15 protein-coding genes are annotated in these 19019 nt (G+C 47.5%); 10 read left to right on the top strand and 5 right to left on the bottom strand.

Features of this window, described 5'->3' with window-relative positions; genetic code table 11:
* Positions 1-122: 122 nt before the first annotated feature.
* Positions 123-647 (top strand): GNAT family N-acetyltransferase, encoded by a 525-nt coding sequence (locus Q4Q52_RS00885; protein ID WP_311989619.1) that lies wholly within the window; start codon positions 123-125, stop codon positions 645-647.
* Positions 648-903: 256 nt separating this feature from the next.
* Here the strand turns inward: Q4Q52_RS00885 and Q4Q52_RS00880 are convergent, their stop codons facing one another.
* Together Q4Q52_RS00880 and Q4Q52_RS00875 are read right to left on the bottom strand one after the other, a co-directional pair.
* On the bottom strand, positions 904-1614 hold the full coding sequence (locus Q4Q52_RS00880; RefSeq protein WP_311989618.1) for a pirin family protein: 711 nt from the start codon (positions 1612-1614) through the stop codon (positions 904-906).
* Positions 1615-1626: 12 nt separating this feature from the next.
* Positions 1627-2070: a DoxX family protein gene (locus tag Q4Q52_RS00875; RefSeq protein ID WP_011847349.1), complete on the bottom strand. Its 444-nt coding sequence runs from the start codon at positions 2068-2070 to the stop codon at positions 1627-1629.
* A gap of 231 nt (positions 2071-2301) precedes the next feature.
* Between Q4Q52_RS00875 and Q4Q52_RS00870 the strand changes: the two genes are divergently transcribed.
* Positions 2302-3195 carry a LysR substrate-binding domain-containing protein gene (locus Q4Q52_RS00870; RefSeq protein ID WP_311989617.1) on the top strand — a complete coding sequence of 298 codons (894 nt, stop codon included), beginning with the start codon at positions 2302-2304 and terminating at the stop codon, positions 3193-3195.
* 85 nt (positions 3196-3280) lie between these two features.
* Here Q4Q52_RS00870 and Q4Q52_RS00865 read toward each other — a convergent pair whose 3' ends face one another.
* Positions 3281-5035 (bottom strand): bifunctional metallophosphatase/5'-nucleotidase, encoded by a 1755-nt coding sequence (locus tag Q4Q52_RS00865; RefSeq protein WP_311989616.1) that lies wholly within the window; start codon positions 5033-5035, stop codon positions 3281-3283.
* A gap of 144 nt (positions 5036-5179) precedes the next feature.
* Positions 5180-6271 carry a hemolysin family protein gene (locus Q4Q52_RS00860; RefSeq protein ID WP_311989615.1) on the bottom strand — a complete coding sequence of 364 codons (1092 nt, stop codon included), beginning with the start codon at positions 6269-6271 and terminating at the stop codon, positions 5180-5182.
* A 150-nt stretch (positions 6272-6421) separates the two neighbouring features.
* On the opposite strand from Q4Q52_RS00860, the gene Q4Q52_RS00855 reads away from it, so the two are divergent.
* From Q4Q52_RS00855 to der, 8 genes are all read left to right on the top strand, one after another.
* The gene (locus tag Q4Q52_RS00855; protein ID WP_106649957.1) at positions 6422-7543 is read left to right on the top strand and encodes a bifunctional tRNA (adenosine(37)-C2)-methyltransferase TrmG/ribosomal RNA large subunit methyltransferase RlmN; all 1122 of its coding nucleotides are present in this window, start codon (positions 6422-6424) and stop codon (positions 7541-7543) included.
* A gap of 32 nt (positions 7544-7575) precedes the next feature.
* Entirely contained in the window at positions 7576-8364 is a 789-nt protein-coding gene (gene pilW / locus Q4Q52_RS00850) for a type IV pilus biogenesis/stability protein PilW (protein ID WP_106649958.1), read from the top strand.
* A complete protein-coding gene (locus Q4Q52_RS00845; protein ID WP_311989614.1) occupies positions 8361-9458 on the top strand; it encodes a RodZ domain-containing protein in 1098 nt (365 codons plus the stop codon). The genes pilW and Q4Q52_RS00845 overlap by 4 nt, the downstream gene beginning before the upstream one ends.
* 48 nt (positions 9459-9506) lie before the next feature.
* Positions 9507-10622, top strand: coding sequence for a flavodoxin-dependent (E)-4-hydroxy-3-methylbut-2-enyl-diphosphate synthase (gene ispG, locus Q4Q52_RS00840; RefSeq protein WP_311987681.1), 1116 nt, complete (start codon positions 9507-9509; stop codon positions 10620-10622).
* A gap of 145 nt (positions 10623-10767) precedes the next feature.
* The gene (hisS, locus tag Q4Q52_RS00835) at positions 10768-12048 is read left to right on the top strand and encodes a histidine--tRNA ligase (RefSeq protein ID WP_063883275.1); all 1281 of its coding nucleotides are present in this window, start codon (positions 10768-10770) and stop codon (positions 12046-12048) included.
* A 24-nt stretch (positions 12049-12072) separates the two neighbouring features.
* The gene (locus Q4Q52_RS00830) at positions 12073-12693 is read left to right on the top strand and encodes a tetratricopeptide repeat protein (RefSeq protein WP_063883274.1); all 621 of its coding nucleotides are present in this window, start codon (positions 12073-12075) and stop codon (positions 12691-12693) included.
* Positions 12694-12704: 11 nt separating this feature from the next.
* Complete coding sequence (bamB, locus tag Q4Q52_RS00825; protein ID WP_063883273.1) at positions 12705-13892, top strand: outer membrane protein assembly factor BamB; 1188 nt, start codon at positions 12705-12707, stop codon at positions 13890-13892.
* Positions 13893-13971: 79 nt separating this feature from the next.
* Complete coding sequence (gene der / locus Q4Q52_RS00820) at positions 13972-15438, top strand: ribosome biogenesis GTPase Der (RefSeq protein ID WP_006082478.1); 1467 nt, start codon at positions 13972-13974, stop codon at positions 15436-15438.
* A 241-nt stretch (positions 15439-15679) separates the two neighbouring features.
* Here the strand turns inward: der and Q4Q52_RS00815 are convergent, their stop codons facing one another.
* Positions 15680-18802 carry an NAD(P)-binding protein gene (locus Q4Q52_RS00815; RefSeq protein ID WP_311989613.1) on the bottom strand — a complete coding sequence of 1041 codons (3123 nt, stop codon included), beginning with the start codon at positions 18800-18802 and terminating at the stop codon, positions 15680-15682.
* Positions 18803-19019: the final 217 nt, after the last annotated feature.

Genomic DNA, 19019 nt, shown 5'->3' with positions numbered 1-19019 from the left:
CATAGTAAAACATTAGCTTAACGCCGTTGCGTGACTCGATTTAAGTTAAATCAGCGCTATTTAACTTAGATTAGAATACGGTTAATCTTAAGCGATTAACAATTCAAGATGGAGGGCAGAGAATGAAGATCCGACTATTTACGCCATCGGATGTCTCGCAGTTGGCGGCGATCTTTGAGGCGAGTGTGATGCAAGGCTCTGGCGAGTTTTACTCGTTTGCCGAGCGCTCAGCTTGGGCTTATATCGAAGGAGAGACCCGTAGTGAGCAGTATTGGCTCGAACGCTTAAAGGGCACCACGATTTGGGTGGCTGAAGCGGATAACATGCTGGTGGGGTTTATCAATCTTAAGATAGGCGCCGACAGTGAAGTTGAAGCCGCTGCCGAAGTGGAATGTCTGTTCGTGCATCCCGAATATGCCCGTTCTGGGGTGGCCACCTCTTTGTATTTTGCGTTGTTTGAAGAAGTTAAAATTTTAGCGCTGAAACGGTTAACGGTTGAAGCATCCTATCTCGCGCGACCTTTTTTTGAGAAACAGGGGTTTCGCAGTATTCGTCGTAATGAACATAAGCGCTTTTTGAATGCGGCGGATAAAGCACAGGGCCAAGCCCAAGTCTTGGTTAATTTCAGCATGACACTCGCGCTATAACTCAGCGTATCAAGGTGCAGGTCTGGTTCGCTCAACGAGGCCGTTAGCACTGCTTTTATAACATCGCCTTATAACATGGCCATCAAAACGCCAATAAAAAACACTGCCAAAGATGACTTGTGGCAGTGCTTCTCGGTGAGTGCTTATCAAGCTGGCATGTAATCACTTACTCAACGGTTTGCTCAATGACTTGCTTAATCGTTTGCTCAATCGTGAAACGGCTGTACTGAGTGGTTCAGTTAAGCCATCGCTGGTATTACGCGTTAGCAGACAAGTCGAACACTAATGCGGTGACTTGGCCGCTTATTGCCGTAAAGTCGATACTGGCGAGTTGGGTCAGATGTGCGCCGTCCCCCGCCGTGAGTGTTGTGCCATTGATATCCAGCGTACCTTCAATCAATTGAACATACAGATGACGACTCGCTTGTTCGGCGGTTCTGGCCATCGTCACTTTTTCGCCTTCGCTCAACATTAAACGATATAAGGTCGCATCCTGCTGCACTTTCAGCGTGCCATTTTCACCGTTTGGTGTCACCACGGCCGTCAGTGGTGAACTCTGTTCGAATGCCTTTTGCTGATAACCCGCATCTATGCCTAAGGTATCTGGACGGATCCAAATTTGTAAAAAGTGTAGCGGCTCAGTATTAGAAGCATTGAACTCGCTGTGGTAAATGCCTTTACCCGCCGACATCAATTGAAACTCACCTGCGGGTAAGGTTTTGATATTACCGAAACTATCTTTATGGGCGATAGTGCCAGATATCACGTAACTGATGATCTCCATGTCTTTATGGCCATGGGTATCAAAACCTGCGCCGGGCGTTACTCTGTCATCGTTGATGACTCTTAGGGATGAAATCCCCATGTGCTCTGGGTCATAGTAACTAGAGAAAGAGAAGGTATGTTGACTCTTTAGCCAGCCTAAATCTGCTTGACCGCGGTCCTGTGCTTTTCTTAATGTGATCATCTTGCTTCCCCTTTATTTGATGCGGTTAGCGAATAGGTTATCGATAGCGAACTTACCGGCACCTGAAACCGCCAATGACACTGTGGCTGCTAGTAGGGCGAGACCAAATTCGTAACCGTTGTTGGCAAGGAACAGACCGTTGCCTATGTGTACTGAGAAAATCGCTATTATCATAGTGAATGACAATACGAGGGCGGTTGGGCGAGTCAGCAGGCCGAGTAACAGGAATAGGCCGCCGAAGAATTCACTTGAACCTGCCATCAGTGCCATTAAGTAACCTGGCGTCAGACCAATGGATGCCATCCATTGTCCAGTGCCTTCTAAGCCGTAACCACCGAACCAGCCAAACAGTTTTTGTGAACCATGGGCGATTAAGATAATCCCGATAGGAATACGCAGTGCCAGTGGGGCAAGACTAGGGGCTGATTTGAGTGTTTTTGCGATGAGTGCTTTCATGGGGTATTCCTTATTTCAAATTATTTAACAAGTATTTAAGTGTGTTGTTCAATCAGTTTTAACTCAGTTTTTAAATCTGTTCTAACTTAACTTTACTCAGTATCTACATCCGATTTCGGCAGTGAGTTCCGTAGAACCTCTCCATTGCTAAGCAGTGTAGACTTGACCTTTGGCAAAGAAAATCGGAACATTTTCAATGTCTACTTCAAATAATTTGAATATGAGGTTTTTATGTTGCCATCTATTAGTCTCGATGGATTAATCGTACTCGATGCCATTGATAGAAAAGGTAGTTTTTCCGCAGCGGCCGAGTCCTTGTTCCGAGTGCCGTCGGCGCTGACCTACACAGTGCAGAAACTGGAAAGCGATTTAGGCACAAAATTATTTGAACGTAAGGGCCAACGCGCCGAACTGACCTTAGTCGGTCAACTTGTGCTGCGCCAAGGGCGAGAGATCCTTTCGGCAACATCCAGACTCGAAGAAGCGGTGCGTCAACTCGAGACCGGCTGGGAGTCTTCGTTAACCTTAGCAATTGATACTGTCGTGCCGGATTTACCCCTATTGCAGTTGATCGGGGAATTTACTGAGCTGGGTAAGCAAGTGACGGTGAACATCAGTGAAGAGTCCTTAGGTGGCGGCTGGGATGCACTCTATTCGGGCCGTGCCGATATTGCCATCGGCGTAACGGGTGAACTGCCAAAAGGTCAATATCATCTGGTCGAAATCGGTGAATTGGAGTTTGTGTTTGCATTAAATCCTGCCCACCCATTGGCGCAGCACGCCGGTCCTATTCCGACCGAGGCATTGTTGCAATTTCCTTCCATTGTGGTGGCAGATAGTTCGACCGCCTTAGCGCAGCGCTCGAGCGGCTTATTTGATAGTCGTCAGGTGATCCGGGTGCCGAATATGCAGACCAAGATTAAAGCGCAGCAATTAGGACTCGGCGTAGGCTACATTCCAAAACACTTGATCTTAGATGCGTTGACGGCGGGAAGCTTAGTGGCTTGTCATGTGGAAATGCCGCGCCCACCCCAAGCTGTGTTTATGGCGTGGCGCAAAGACGCGCAGGGCAAGGCGCAGGATTGGTTTACTGCGCGTTTACCGCAATGTGATTGGCAATTTTAAGCTCAGGTTTGTTTAGCGCTTTGTAAGCAGCCACTCACTTTGCTCCTCACTGCATCAATGTTGACGCCATGAGGAGCATTGGCACTTAACCCATACGTTGGCTGTGGCTGGTGTAATGCACGTGCTGTGACAGTAAATCAGACAGATTCGGTGAGCGATTTAAGAATCGAATAAAGGCCTGTGGCAACGTCAGAGACTCCATCGACTCCTGCCAGCGAGCTTGCAGCAATGGATGATAGCCTTCCTTACCCGCAGCGGTGTAAGACGTCGATACCCCGACATACAGTGACTCAGGCTCAACGGGATACCAAAGGGATTGGCTGTCCTGCTGCATCATCTCCAATCTGAATAAACGCTCGCCCAGTGGACGCCGCCCATCGTAGTAATACCGTAGGCCATAGGTGTAAGGGAAGCTGCCTGCTCCTGTACCACGGACACTGTTGTTGGTTGCCGCGTTAATCGCCGATTCGAGCGCTTGATAGAGGAACTGACCTTGAATTTCATACTTAACTAATGGTAATTCGAAGGGCAGCAATTGCCCCATCACATCCGCTAGCGTCAACTGACCTTGGGCCACCGATTGGCGTACACCGCCGGCATTATGCAGGGCAAAGTTCACCCTAGGGTCGACAAGCTTAGCTTCTTGGAACATGCTGCGACTGACCCAAGGCGCAATTTCACTGCCGTGGGGCAGGGCCTTAGACGGTAAGCGGGTATGGACTAAGTTTTTTGGCACCAGTGCTAAGACTTTGTTTTCCATCTCTGCGATGGCGGGTTTGTAGATGTCTCGAATAACGCCATCAATATCGGTATCGGCATCATCCCAAAGGACATTTGGATGCTGACTGAGCTGTTGGCGCACCGCTTGGTAATCTTGGTAATCTTGGTTATCGACGGTTGTGTTAGCACTTAAGATAAAGTGCTGATCCAGCATGAAGTAATTGCCGCCAGTTAAGCTCTGCACTTTACCTTCAGCATCAAATGTTATCTCGGCTAAGCCGACGACTTCGGCATATTTCCCCGCGTGCACTATCGGTGTGTTATTGATGACTTCACCGTAGGGTAGGTTGCTCAAACCTAAGGCGCGAAAATCGCCCTGTAGCGTATGCGTGTGACCGCCTACGATCAGGCTAATACCCTCTACTTCGGCCGCAAGGCGCTTATCTTGATCTAGGCCTAAGTGGCTGAGCACGATAATATGTTTGATGCCTTGATTTTTAAGGTGCTCAACCGTGCGTGCGGTTGTGGCGATAGCATCGACAAAATGAGTGTCGGGATCGGGGCGAGCGATCTCTTTCATTTGATCTAACGTAATACCGACAATGGCTAACGTCTTATCGTGGAAAGGCTTAAGCAGATATTTCGCGCGTTTTTGCTGGTGATCATAATCCAAGATATTAGGCAAACCGCGCAGACAACCGGGTTTGTTGAGATCTTCTTGGCTTAAATCCATGTTGCCCGCAAGCAATGGGAAATCAATCTGCTTAGCAAACTCGGCAAGTCTGGCGTTACCTTCATCGATATCGTGGTTGCCAATGACCATAGCATCGGGCGCTAACAGATTGAGTAAGTGGGCGTTAGCCTTGCCTTTAAAATGGCTGAAATAAAGCGTGCCTTGGAAGCTGTCGCCACCGTGCAGGAAAACAAACGGTGTATTGGTTTGTGCAGCAGCTTGACGTGCCTTAGTGATGTGATGCCCGATGCGGGCATAACCACCGCTATGGCTGGTTACATCAAGCTTATGCTGGCCGAGGTTAAGGCTAAATTGGACGCGACAGGGCTCAAAATTCGAATGGGTGTCATTAATGTGCGCGAGTGAGAGTGTGTAGCTCTGTGTCATAACTTACCTCTATTACGGCGGGTGAGTATATACCCAAGCGACCTCAAAATGCGAGGCTCAGAGGGTTCTGAGTTATCCGCATTCTAAAAGAATAAAGGGAGCTAGGCTCCCTTTATATTAACAAGCACTAAACTGGCTTAGCCTTCAGCCGGATTTGGCTTCGTCATCATCGGATGCGGCTTCAAAATCACCGTCATCGGATAGGCGAATGCCTTTTTGCTTCATGCGCTTAGTCCAAAGTTTACGTGCTAATTGCTGCATATCGGTCGCGGGATCGTTTAAATCGACAATCTCTAATCCTAACATAGATTCGATAATATCTTCTTGAGTCACAATACCTTGGCTACTGCCGTACTCGTCGACCACCATAGCAATTTGGGTGTTACGTTTAATCATACGCTCAAAAAGTGGCAGAATTTTTGCGGTTTCAGGCACCACAAATAAACTCCGTTTAAGCTCACCAATCGGTGCTTCTGGTGTGTAACGCTCAGCCAGCAACACATCGGTACGGGTGATATAACCGATAATATCGTCATGATCCTGATCGTATACTGGAATACGGGTAAAAGGCTTGTCACGATATTGACGTACAAACTCATTTTGAGTCAGATCCACAGGTAGCGAGAACATCACAGTGCGCGGTGTCATGATTGCTGTAACGGGCATATCACGTACCTTGAGCATTTGCGTCAGAATTTTCGACTCTTGCTCGTCAAGCTCACCGGATTCATGGCCGATTTTTGCCATCGCGCTCATTTCTTGTCGGATATATTGGCCTTCATCGCCTTTGCCCATCAGGCGAGTGACTTGCTGCGACATCCAGATCAGCGGTTTAGTGACACGCTTCATCCACGTCACGGCAACAGACACGCTCGGTGCGAGGCGACGCCAATGGTTGGCACCCAATGATTTAGGAATAATTTCTGAGAAGAACAGAATAATAAAGGTCAATACGCCCGAGAAAACACCCAACATATCGTCACCAAATACTTTCGCTGCTTGCGCACCCGCAACGGCGGCGCCGACGGTATGGGCGATAGTATTCAACGTAAGGATTGACACCAAAGGGGCTTCGACATTTTCTTTCAGTTTACGCAAGCGCGCGGCTGCGGCACTGTCAGTTTGTTCGAGTGATGCGATATAACTTGGGGTAACCGATAGCAGAACAGCTTCGAACACACTGCACAGAAAAGAAACTCCGACAGCGACAAGCACTATAATGATGAGGGTTAACATATAGGTGGAATTACAACTCCGCATTTTAGGCCAATATTAGCCCGTGGAGATTCTAGCATAGGTTAATTGAGTTACTGGCTAAAATTTATTTGCGTCTGTATAATTCGCCGCCCTGTTACAGGATCCGGTTTTGGTGTTGAGGTTAGCTATATGAGTGAAAAGAAGATCAATTTATTAGACCTTGATCGTAAGGCGATGCGCGCATTATTTGCGGACATGGGAGAGAAACCCTTTCGTGCCGATCAGCTCATGAAATGGCTATATCATTTCGGCGTCAGTGACTTCGAAGAGATGACCAACATCAACAAAGTGTTACGTCAAAAATTGGCGGCTCGCTGCGAGATCGTTGCGCCGGAAATTTCGAGCTTCCAAAAATCGACCGACGGGACGATTAAATTCGCAATCAATGTTGGTCAAGGCCAAGAAGTTGAAACGGTTTATATTCCTGAGGATGACCGCGCGACCTTGTGCGTCTCATCCCAAGTGGGTTGTGCACTGGAATGTACTTTCTGCTCTACGGGGCAGCAAGGGTTTAACCGTAACTTAACGGTTTCTGAAATCGTCGGCCAAATCTGGCGTGTATCGCACTTTTTAGGTTTTGCTAAAGACACGGGCGAGCGTCCTATCACTAACGTAGTGATGATGGGTATGGGCGAGCCATTGCTTAACCTAGCCAATGTGATCCCAGCGATGGACATCATGCTCGATGACTTTGGTTTTAGCTTATCAAAGCGCCGCGTAACTCTATCAACATCGGGCGTCGTACCTGCGTTAGATAAATTGGGTGATGCGCTTGATGTGGCACTGGCTGTGAGTATCCATGCGCCAAATGATGAGCTACGTGACATTCTGGTCCCAATCAATAAAAAATATCCGCTGGATGAGTTTTTAGCGGGTATTCGTCGTTATATCGCCAAATCTAATGCAAACCGTGGCCGCGTGACGGTTGAATATGTGATGCTAGATCACATCAACGACAGCACAGAACAAGCCCATGAGTTAGCTAAGTTGATGAAAGATACACCTTGTAAGGTGAATCTGATCCCATTCAACCCGTATCCCGGCTCGCCTTACGGTCGTTCATCTAACTCACGTATCGACCGTTTTTCTAAGGTGCTAATGGAGTATGGTTTTACTGTGATCGTGCGTAAAACCCGTGGCGATGATATCGACGCCGCCTGTGGTCAGTTGGCGGGTGATATTCGCGATAGAACGAAACGTTTAGCAAAAAAACGCATGCAAGAAAACCAGATTTCAGTCACAATGAATTAACTCTTTGTTTGCACAGATTTATAGGCTCGCCCATGAAGCATGGATTGCCAAGGTTTTCGTTGATTTTAACCCTGTCATTATTGATGACAGGGTGCGTCACTGAGCGTACTTATACTGGGACAGATATCCCGGTTTCTGAACGAAAGTTAGACAAAGTCGCCGCCGCGCGCGAGCGTTTGCAGCTCGGTTTAACCTATTTAAATCGAGGTAACTCGGAACAAGCCAAATACAATCTTGATAAAGCATTAGAATATGCCCCAGAGCTTGAAGATGTGCACACCGCTTTGGCTTATTACTATCAAACCGTGGGCGATCTAGTACGTACTGAAGAGTCGTACATGAATGCCATTAGTACCAAGGACGCCTCTGGCGATTCCATGAATAATTTCGGGGTGTTTTTGTGCCAACAAAAGCAATACAACAAAGCTGAAAAAATGTTTTTGGCCGCAATCGAAATGCCCAAATATACGCGAACGGCCTCAAGCTACGAGAACTTAGGTCTCTGTAGCCGCGAAGCTGGACAAGCAGAAAAGGCACGACAGTATTTTCAGATGGCGTTAAAGTATGACCCGAGAAGATCGGTGTCGTTGCTGGAGTTGGCAGAGTTAGAAGTCGACCAAGGTGATTTTATTCAGGCGCGAAACCAATTAGCGCGATATCACCAAGTGGCTGAGCAAACTCCAGAAAGTTTAGCGCTCGGGATCAAAATAGAGCAGGCAGTGAATGATGATGCCGCTGTGAAGAGATTTGGTATTTTATTGCTTGCCAAATTCCCAGCATCACCTCAGGCCAAGCAATACAGAGTTAATTTGCATCAATGAAAGATCATGAAATCAATGCGCCAGTTGAGTCGGTAGCACCGCAATCTATCGCGCTAGATGTAACGCTTGGAACCTTATTAAAAGCTGGCCGTGAAAAAATGGGCCTTAGTATTCAAGATGCGGCGGTTAAATTGCATTTACGCCCTCGTATTGTTGAAGATCTTGAAGCCGACAATTTTACCAATATTGCCTCATCCACTTATGTTCGTGGTTATGTAAAAAACTATGCCCGTATGGTCAGCGCGGATGCGGCTTTGATTGAAGCGTGTTTAGTGCGCCAAGTGCCTGTGGTGACTGAGCCTGCAATGCAAAGCTTTTCCCGTAAAACGACTTATCAAGCGCGCGATACGCGTTTAACTTGGCTGAGTATTTTTATCGTTATTGTGTTACTCGGCTCGTTAGTCGTCTGGTGGATGCAAAAAACGACTTTGTTAAGCACTATTGATGTATCGAAACCCACAGCAGAAGAGGTCGCCGCCGCGAACCAAACGCTACCTGGTGACGTACTATTGACCGAAACCGATGCGAGTCAACAATTGACCGACATCGCGGCTAACGGCTCTATGTCAATTGACGGCCCGATTAAAGATACCGATGCCAGCACTATTGATGTGAGCACTGGGCCTACTGACAATAATTATCCTCAAACGGTTGATACGAGTAATGAAGATGGTGGCTCGGCTAATGCTGCAACCACAGCGTCTCAAACGGCCTCTTCGGTAGCTGAACAGACGGTAGCTCAACAGACGTTTGTGCAACAGCCTGCAACTCAGCCCGTTGCAACTGCAATACCTTTGCCTGTTTCAACATCGCCAGCCACAGCGACCAATACTCTGGTGGCCGCTGCCGGTGAATCGATTATCAAGGTACAGTTAACGGGTGATTGCTGGATTAACATTGTCGATGCTAAAGGTAAAGCGTTAGTCGATGGTGTGAAAGGCGCTGGCGACACAGTGCAAGTGAGTGGTGTACCACCATTTAAAATTATTCTAGGTGCGCCGCAAGTGGCGACATTAAGCTTAGATGGTCAAATGGTTAGCTTAGCTGATGTCCCTAAGGGACGTGTCGCGCGCTTAACCTTACCTAAGGTTTAACGACCACCTAATGATCTACAGCACGTACCGAAATAGAGCGTATTAAGCATGTATAATGAAACTCCCATAAAAAGACGTCCTTCCACCCGCATTTATGTGGGTAATGTACCGATTGGTGATGGGGCGCCGATTGCTGTTCAGTCAATGACCAATACTAAGACCACAGATGTTGAAGCGACAATCGCTCAAATTCGTGCCTTAGAAAAAGTTGGTGCCGATATAGTTCGTGTCTCAGTACCAACTATGGATGCGGCTGAAGCCTTTAAACTCATTAAGCAAGCGGTTAAGGTGCCTTTAGTGGCCGACATCCATTTCGATTATCGCATTGCCTTAAAAGTTGCCGAGTATGGTGTTGATTGCTTGCGTATTAATCCGGGCAATATCGGCAACGAAGAGCGTATTCGTAGCGTGGTGGAATGTGCCCGTGACCACAATATTCCTATCCGTATTGGTGTGAATGGCGGTTCATTAGAGAAAGATCTGATGGACAAGTACAAAGAGCCAACGCCACAAGCCTTGCTCGAATCGGCCATGCGCCATGTAGATATTCTGGACCGATTAAACTTTGACCAATTCAAGGTCAGCGTGAAAGCCTCCGACGTGTTTTTAGCGGTTGAATCCTATCGTTTATTGGCAAAACAAATCCGTCAACCTTTGCATTTAGGCATTACCGAAGCGGGCGGCGCACGCGCGGGTTCAGTTAAATCGGCCGTGGGTCTAGGCATGTTATTGGCCGAAGGTATCGGTGATACCCTGCGTATTTCCCTTGCGGCCGATCCCGTCGAAGAAATCAAAGTCGGTTTTGATATTTTAAAGTCGCTGCGGATCCGTAGCCGCGGGATTAACTTCATCGCCTGCCCATCTTGCTCCCGTCAAGAGTTTGATGTGATAAGCACAGTCAATGAGTTAGAACGTCGCCTCGAAGACGTGACTACCGCCATGGATGTGTCTATTATCGGCTGCGTAGTGAACGGTCCAGGCGAAGCCTTAGTGTCGCATATCGGTTTAACCGGCGGACACAATAAGAGCGGATATTACGACGAGGGCGAACGTCAAAAAGAACGTTTTGATAACGACAACATTGTCGATTCCCTCGAAGCGAAAATTCGCGCTAAGGCCAGTCAAATGGCGAACCGGATTCAAATAAAAGACACAACTGAGTAATATGCATCTGCATTTGGGCATAGATTACGCCTAATGATTTTGAGCTAGGCCCCGAAACCGACGGGGTCGTTTTACGTTTTACGTTCAAAAGCCTATAATGCGTGACATTTTTTATTAATTTAGCTAAATCGGACGAGTCGATACAGTGGCAAAACAGATCCAAGCGATTCGCGGAATGAATGACATTCTGCCAACTCAAAGTCCTCTATGGCAAAAAGTGGAAGCGGTACTACGTTCGAGCGTTAGTGCTTACGGTTACAGCGAAATCCGCACTCCAATAGTGGAAAATACCGATCTCTTTAAACGCTCTATCGGTGAAGTGACTGATATTGTTGAAAAAGAAATGTATACCTTCGCAGATAATAACGGTGACAGCTTAACGTTACGCCCAGAAGGTACGGCATCGACAGTGCGTGCGGGTAACGAAAACGGTCTGCTATATAACCAAGAACAACGTCTTTGGTATATGGGCCCTATGTTCCGTCATGAGCGCCCACAAAAAGGTCGCTATCGCCAATTTAACCAATTTGGCGTGGAAGTGTATGGCATAGGCACAGCGGATATTGATGCTGAAGTCTTGATGTTATCAGCCCGCCTGTGGGAAAAACTCGGTATTAGCGATCACGTGTCGTTAGAGCTTAATACATTAGGTGATCCCGCCGAGCGCGCGGTTTACCGTGATGCCTTGATTGCGTTTTTAGAACTGCATAAAGATGCGCTCGATGAAGACAGCAAGCGTCGCATGTACAGCAATCCGCTGCGGGTATTGGATTCAAAAGATCAAAATGTCCAAGCTATTTTGGCTGGTGCACCTGAGTTGATGGATTTCCTCGGTGAAGAATCCAAGACACATTTTTCACAATTGCGTGAACTACTTGATGCTGTGGGTATCAAATACACCATTAATCCGCGCCTAGTACGTGGTTTAGATTATTACAATCGTACAGTATTTGAATGGGTTACATCGAGTTTAGGCTCGCAAGGTACAGTGCTTGCGGGTGGTCGCTACGACGGCTTAGTCGCCCAGTTAGGCGGTAAAGATACCCCAGCAGTGGGTTTCGCCATGGGCTTAGAGCGCATTGTCTTGCTGCTTGAAACCTTAGAACTGAACAAAGATATTCCGCCAGAAGTGGATGTGTATGTTACTGCTATGGGTGATAACTGTCTGGTTGAAGCGATTAAAGTTGCGCAGGAATTACGCAGCGCGCTGCCAAACCTTAAAGTGATGAGTCACTGCGGTGGCGGTAATGTGAAAAAACAAATGAAACGTGCCGATAAAAGCGGTGCAGCTGTCGCCTTACTGATTGGTGAAGATGAACTGGCCGAAGGCATGGTGACAGTGAAATATTTACGCAATGATAACGAACAACAACGGGTAGCTCGAAGTGCCTTAGGCGCATTTTTGGCTGAACTGGCCATTAAGTAATAGATCATATAAGGGGACGTGCGCGTGGAAATTTATAGCACAGAAGAACAACAAGTTGATGCTATCAAGCAGTTCTGGAAAGACTATGGAACCTCGATTTTTATTGGGGCGGTCGTTGGTTTAGGCGGCCTGTATGCGTGGAATTATTATTCTGACGTTAAAGTGGCCCAAGCGGAAGAAGCCTCAAAAGCTTTCCACGAGTTGACCACTAAATCAAGCGACGAAGCCGCTATGCTGGCGGGTGTGGCTGAGTTTTCTAAAAATCATGATCAAAAAGGTTATCAAGCGCTACTAGAACTGATCGTGGCAAAAACTGCGGTAGAAGCTAAGGATTACCCTAAAGCTATCGAAGCCTTGAACAAGGTTATTGCGGCTAAACCAGGTGCTGGTTTAGATATGATTGCAACTTTACGTGTCGCTCGAGTACAAGCCGAGCAAGGTCAAATAGACGCTGCTCTGGCAACTTTAGAGCAAGTTACAGATAAAGCCTTCTTCGCCCAGCGCGATGAATTAAAAGGCGATTTCTTAGTACGTCAAGGTGAAGTTGAGAAAGCGAAAACAGCTTATCAAGCTGCCATGGACAATGGTGGTGTGGTCACAAGCCCAGCGCTTAAAATCAAACTTGATAGCCTAAATCAGGCATAAGGGATCCCTTGATGAAGTCTTGGTGCAAAAACCTGCTAGCCGCCGGATTAAGTCTGGCCATGTTATCCGCCTGTTCGTCGAGCGATGTTGAAGACGAGCCTGTCAGTGAGTTAACTGCAATTCAGGCGACAGTGTTCCCTGAAGTAAGTTGGAGCGCCTCTGTCGGTGATGGTGTAGGTGATTATTACTCTCGCCTCGCTCCTGCCGTTCGTTATGGCAAAATATTTGCCGCCGATCGTTATGGTGAAGTCACCGCGTTTGACGAAGCGACGGGCGAGCGCGTTTGGACTAAAGATTTCAGCGAAGAATTTCGTGATAACGCCTTAGCAAAAAACAAAGGTGCGCGAATCGCCGCTGGCGTAACTGCTGCGCGTAATAAAGTCTTTTTAGGGGGAGAAAGCGGGCTGTTAGCCGCGCTGAACGCCGAAGATGGCCAAGTGTTATGGCATGTGGTTGCCGGTGGTGAGTTATTGTCTGCGCCAACGGTTGCCGATGACGTTGTGGTTGTCAGCACCAGCTCAGGTTCACTCGAAGCCTTTAACGTCGATACTGGCGCTAAGCTGTGGGTGTACGAAATGCAATTGCCAAATCTGACCCTGCGCGGTACAGGTTCTGCAGCTTATGAAGCGGGCGGTTTCTTTATCGGTACTGCCGATGGCAAAGTGGCTGTTGTGATTAAAAACAATGGTCAAGCAGCATGGGAACAGGCGATTTATAATCCAACGGGCGGTAACGAGTTTACCCGTATGGCCGACGTGGATATGACGCCGCTGATCCTTGGCGACAATTTATATGCGGTGAGTTACAACGGTAACTTAGTGTCGATGGAATTACGCACGGGTCGAGTTGTGTGGACACGTAAGTATTCTAGCTTTAACGAGTTAGCATCAGCGGGCTTAAGCTTGTTCCTTGTTGACGACCACAGCCGTATCTACTCAGTTGATAAGCGTAACGGTCTAGAGCTGTGGAGCAACTCTGAGTTAGCTAACCGCACTCTGACGTCACCAGCTGTGTATAAAGACTATTTAGTTGTGGGTGATTTCGAAGGTTATTTACACTTCATCGATCGCAGTACAGGGACGATTGTCGGTCGTGTCCAAGTGGACAGCTCTGGATTATACAGCCAGCCATTAGTGGTTGACGATAAAATCTATGTTCAAGGTCGCAGTGGAAAGTTAGCTGTTGTAACACTTCCATAGTTAAAAGTGTTATCCTTGTAGAGCCCCTGGAAGTGTGTTCCGGGGGCTTTTTATTGAAAAGTTTTTTAGAGGCAAAATCATGATCCCTGTAGTGGCCCTTGTTGGTCGGCCGAACGTCGGTAAATCCACCCTATTTAATCGCCTTACGCGCACGCGTGATGCGCTGGTTGCTGACTTTCCTGGCCTAACACGTGACCGTAAATATGGTCGAGCATTCTTATCCGGCTATGAGTTCATTGTGGTCGATACCGGCGGTATCGATGGCACTGAAGAAGGGATCGAGACGAAAATGGCTGAGCAATCCCTTGCCGCCATTGAAGAAGCCGATGTCGTTCTATTTATGACAGATGCGCGCGCCGGTTTAACCGCTGCAGATCTGTCGATTGCACAGCACTTACGTAGTCGTGAAAAGACCACTTTCGTGGTTGCGAACAAAGTTGACGGTATCGATGCCGATTCGGCCTGTGCCGAGTTTTGGTCTTTAGGTCTAGGTGAAGTTTACCAAATGGCGGCGTCTCAAGGACGCGGCGTGACCAACATGATTGAATACGCATTGACCCCTTATGCCGAAGCGATGGGCATTGTGCGTCAAGGCGAAGACGAAGTTACTGAAGAGCGTGAATATACCGAAGAAGAAGCGGAAGCTGAGCAAAAGCGTCTGCAAGATTTGCCTATCAAGCTGGCGATCATCGGTAAACCTAACGTCGGTAAGTCAACCCTGACTAACCGTATTCTAGGTGAAGAGCGCGTTGTGGTATTTGATGAGCCCGGCACGACCCGTGACAGTATTTACATTCCAATGGAACGTGAAGGTCGCGAGTACGTGATTATCGATACCGCGGGTGTTCGTCGTCGCAGTAAAGTACATCAAGTCATTGAGAAATTCTCAGTGATCAAGACTTTGAAAGCGGTTGAAGATGCTAACGTGGTGTTGCTTATCATCGATGCCCGTGAAGGTATCGCCGAGCAAGATTTAGGTCTGTTAGGTTTCGCGCTCAATGCGGGTCGCGCTTTGGTTATTGCCGTTAACAAGTGGGATGGTATTGACCAAGGGATTAAAGATCGAGTGAAGAGCGAGCTTGACCGTCGTCTTGGCTTTATCGACTTTGCCCGTATTCACTTTATTTCTGCGCTGCACGGTACAGGTGTTGGCCATTTATTTGAATCGATTGAAGAAGCTTACGACAGTGCTACGCGCCGCGTCAGTACTTCTATGCTGACACGTATCATGCAAATGTCGCAGGACGATCACCAGCCGCCATTAGTAAATGGTCGCCGTGTGAAGCTCAAATACGCTCACGCCGGTGGTTACAATCCGCCAATCGTGGTGATTCACGGTAACCAAGTGAGTAGACTGCCTGACTCGTACAAGCGCTACATGATGAACTACTTCCGTCGTTCATTGAAAGTGGTGGGTACGCCAATCCAGCTACGTTTCCAAGAGGGTGATAACCCATTTGAAAACAAGACTGAGAAGTTGACTATGAGCCAAGAGCGTCGCCGCAAGCGCGCACAAAGCCATATCAAAGACAGAAAAACCAAATAGTGTTTTTTACCAGACACATTTGAAACAAAAGGAACCTTAGGGTTCCTTTTGTGTTTTAAGACTGTTTAATCAGGGTTTACATCAATATCAATGTCCTCTAGAGAGTAGATTCCAATAATTAGATTAAATATGGCTAGCAGATTAAACCAGCAACATACCTAACTTAATATCTCGAATATTTTAGACAACTGTCTGTATCGGTCGTGCTCTTTTGTTTAGCATTTAGCTGCTCAATAGGAACTTAGAAGTCTTTCTCGCCTTTTATTAAGGCTGGATGACCCGATATTGCTTTTGAGGTGTGCATACCCGCCATCGTCGCGGCTTCGACGCAGCCCGCATTAAGGCCTGTCTTTATCCAATCGCCCGTCATATACAAGTTATCTATCCCTGTACCATCTGTTGTGATGCGATACTGCGAACTGTCCTTAACCGACAACACATAACGTTCGGATGGGTCCACATTTGCGCGCCAATATTGGCTATCGAAGCGTGCAACGCCTTGACGGTCTTGTTCATCGTGAAGCCATTCCCAAGGGAAGCTATCACCGACATTTTGCCAAAGCTTATGGATTTCGGTATTGAGCTGTTGGATAGCACCGGCTTTAGCTTCTATGGTTTTCCGTTGTTGGAAATCCACATCCGAGCTTGGTGGATAGGCTTCGACAGGCAATGCCGAGCAAAAGTAGCTGGCATTTTTAGGTTCTAAGCCGCGCCAATCTTCTTTGTCTAGCAGTTGGTTCATCGATGCCCAAGTATCAAAGGGTTCGGTGAAACCCGATAATACGGGTTCCTCGCCATCTTCAGAGTAATTAGGCCAGCCTATTCCATTCAGATCTTGATTCATCCACAGTTGATAGGCTTGAGTCGCAACGGTTTGCACCTTATCAACGCAAAGTGTGAGGGCGGGGCTTTGTGCCATGACTTCACTCGCTACATGGGGTACAGAACCGATGGAAAGACCGAAGATGACTTTGTCAAAATCCACCCCTTTGACTAAGCGCTTTTTCGGCAGGGCTTTGCCAAAGTGCGCTTCATATACGCTGTCCCAATCGCTCCAGAAGTGTTCCAGATTGATATTATGGGCTTTAAGCAACGCCGCTTGTTCAGGCTCAAGCTGCTCATAATTGGGCGTACTCGGCCAGCAGGCTAGACCTTTCACATCGACCAAGGGATCGTAGCTTGAGACTGTCGGCGCCAAGGCAACTTGCTCAGTGATCTCAATCGCTTGAATACTTTGATTACGGCATTCGAGGTTATCGACGCGATTGAAGTAGTGGAAGTTGACGCCACGGCGTTTGAGCACTTCGTAGAAAGGGGTAAAGACCACATCGCCCATTCCCGCCTGCATTTTCCACATTACGCCACCTTGATAGCAGAGGGCGATACGCAGCATTGCGCGGATAATTGTGCCCGCTTCGACATTGGGTTTGTCGAAGTTACCTTTCTCATAGGCGAATACTAAGTCGTAAAAACCGCGCACGGGTGCGCTGTCGACTGTGTACTTAAGGCTGGCGCCGTGTTTGGTTAACCATTCGCGATAATCATAACCATTGATGGCGTCAAAGCCTTTCTCAAATACATCGTCGGCAAACATGCCCTTGAGTATCGTGAGTCCGAGATCGGCAGCAATATACAAGTGACGCAGTTCGTCATTGTTATCTAAATGGCCGCTAAAGCGTTTGACGAGTCGTTTATGCAGTGCATCGACGGCCGATTCGACCAAGCCATCGTCACTTTCACTGTGGACATGCTCATCGCACTCGCGGCCAATCATTTGATTGAAATGGCATTCGAGCTTATCGCCGAGCGCGTCGAGTGATTCTTTGGCATCTTCGACTGAATCCTCTAACTTATCTTTTAAGCGTTCAAACCAGCTGCTATCGAGCCAGTTTTTAGGTGTTCCCGTGGCTTTTTCATCGGCATCAAGCAAGTCATCCATGTCCTTGAGCCATTCTTTGATCCACGCAAAGGCGACTTTAACAACTTTCCAGAAGGTGAGGGTTTCGGTGCCATCACCAGGAATGCCCGGTAGCGTCGGGAAAGTGATCGGCCAACTCACAGAACGGCCATCGACCTCTTCCTGTAATACGATGAAGTTATGGGGTTTAAAGGCATCAAGAAAGGTCGCGAGCGGCGCGTGTGCTGGTCTATCCAATTCTTCATACGCTTTACGCATCAGGGCAAACGCGTTTTGATAGAAACCAAACCAAATATGTAAGCCATGTTCTTCGATGCGTTGTCCCATAGCAGCATTGCGGCCACTTGCTCCTTTTCCGCCAATACGCCAGCCGAGTTGGTAGACATCAATCTCGTATTGATTCTGCCAGCCGGGTTTGTCGGTCAGATAACAGGCTGCGGTCATGGCCGCGACACCGCCGCCGAGAATGGCGATTTTCTGTTTTTTGATTTCGGAGTTGTCGACTAATACTTCACCGGGTGGCACTTCAAAATCAAAGTTCACATGGTAAGGCAGTAAGACATGCTGCTCGCCAATCTCAACCCCGAGCGTGTCCTGTAACGGGAAGCTGGCATTATCAAAAATGGTCGCGACAAAATCATTTTTGAGCAGGGCAACACTGTGCACTTTATTCACTTGGGCAGGTGCGGCGACGATGGCTTGATAAATGGCTTTTTGACCTGAAGAGTCGGGGAACTGCTTTAGAAATACTTGATCGATGGCGGGTTTAAATAGCAGATGAAACAGCTGCTCTTCGCCGAGCTGGTCAAGCTCTGGGATGAAATCAGTTTGTTCTTTAAAGAGTTGCCTGGTTTGGGTTATCGCTTCAAGGGTTGAAAGCTGCGCCTCGGGTTTGGCATCGCAATTCACTTCAATCAATGGATGCAGGGCGAGTTCAGTTTCTGGTGAAAAATGTAAAAAGCTTTTGGCAGCAAGCGATAATCGCGTCAGAGGCTCACCCACAGCTGGCATAGTGTATTCACATAAATATTTAGGATAACCAAAGAGTTCACGGCCATTAATTAAGGCCATGGCATCGTTCACCCAAATGTGTAGCGGCTGAAAATAGACTTGGCTGATTTGTGTGCTGTTGCTGCTATCTTGGCGCCCGACCATGACCCAAGTGATGATGTCTGTTTCTTGGATCCAACCCTTGGCTCTGTCTTCTGGATAAGCGGAATAGGCTTTTTCAATTTGAGTGAAGGTTGTCAGTACGTAGGGAGATAACACCTTAAAATACATTGCACTACCGGCAACTTGATTCAAGGTCTTATCAATAGAGCGTTGCAGGTTTACTTGTTTCCCCTTTAGAAAAAAACCGTACATATCGGCTTTATTTAACACTAAGGGGGAGTGCATCAACATACTGCCTTGGGGATAAATAAAGTCGGGGCGCTGTTTTTCCATGGTGTTCATCCTTAAATTTCAGTGTAAGTCCAATGGCTTGGGAGTCATAACCCAAAAAGCATAGGGCAAATAAGCCATTAAGCCCATTGATTTTACAATTGATTTTTTAAGAATTTGAGAGGGTATCGCGGGATTGAGTAGCAAGTTGGATATTATCCAACTTGCTCAGATTTGGCAGGCTTAGCACAGAACGAATTCGTTAAACAAACCCGTGGGC

It is taken from the genome of Shewanella sp. SP1S2-4 (genome assembly GCF_031932075.1).
GTDB lineage: Bacteria > Pseudomonadota > Gammaproteobacteria > Enterobacterales > Shewanellaceae > Shewanella > Shewanella baltica.
The sequence above is the reverse complement of the archived record's forward strand: the minus strand, read 5'-3'. Positions and strand labels throughout refer to the sequence as shown.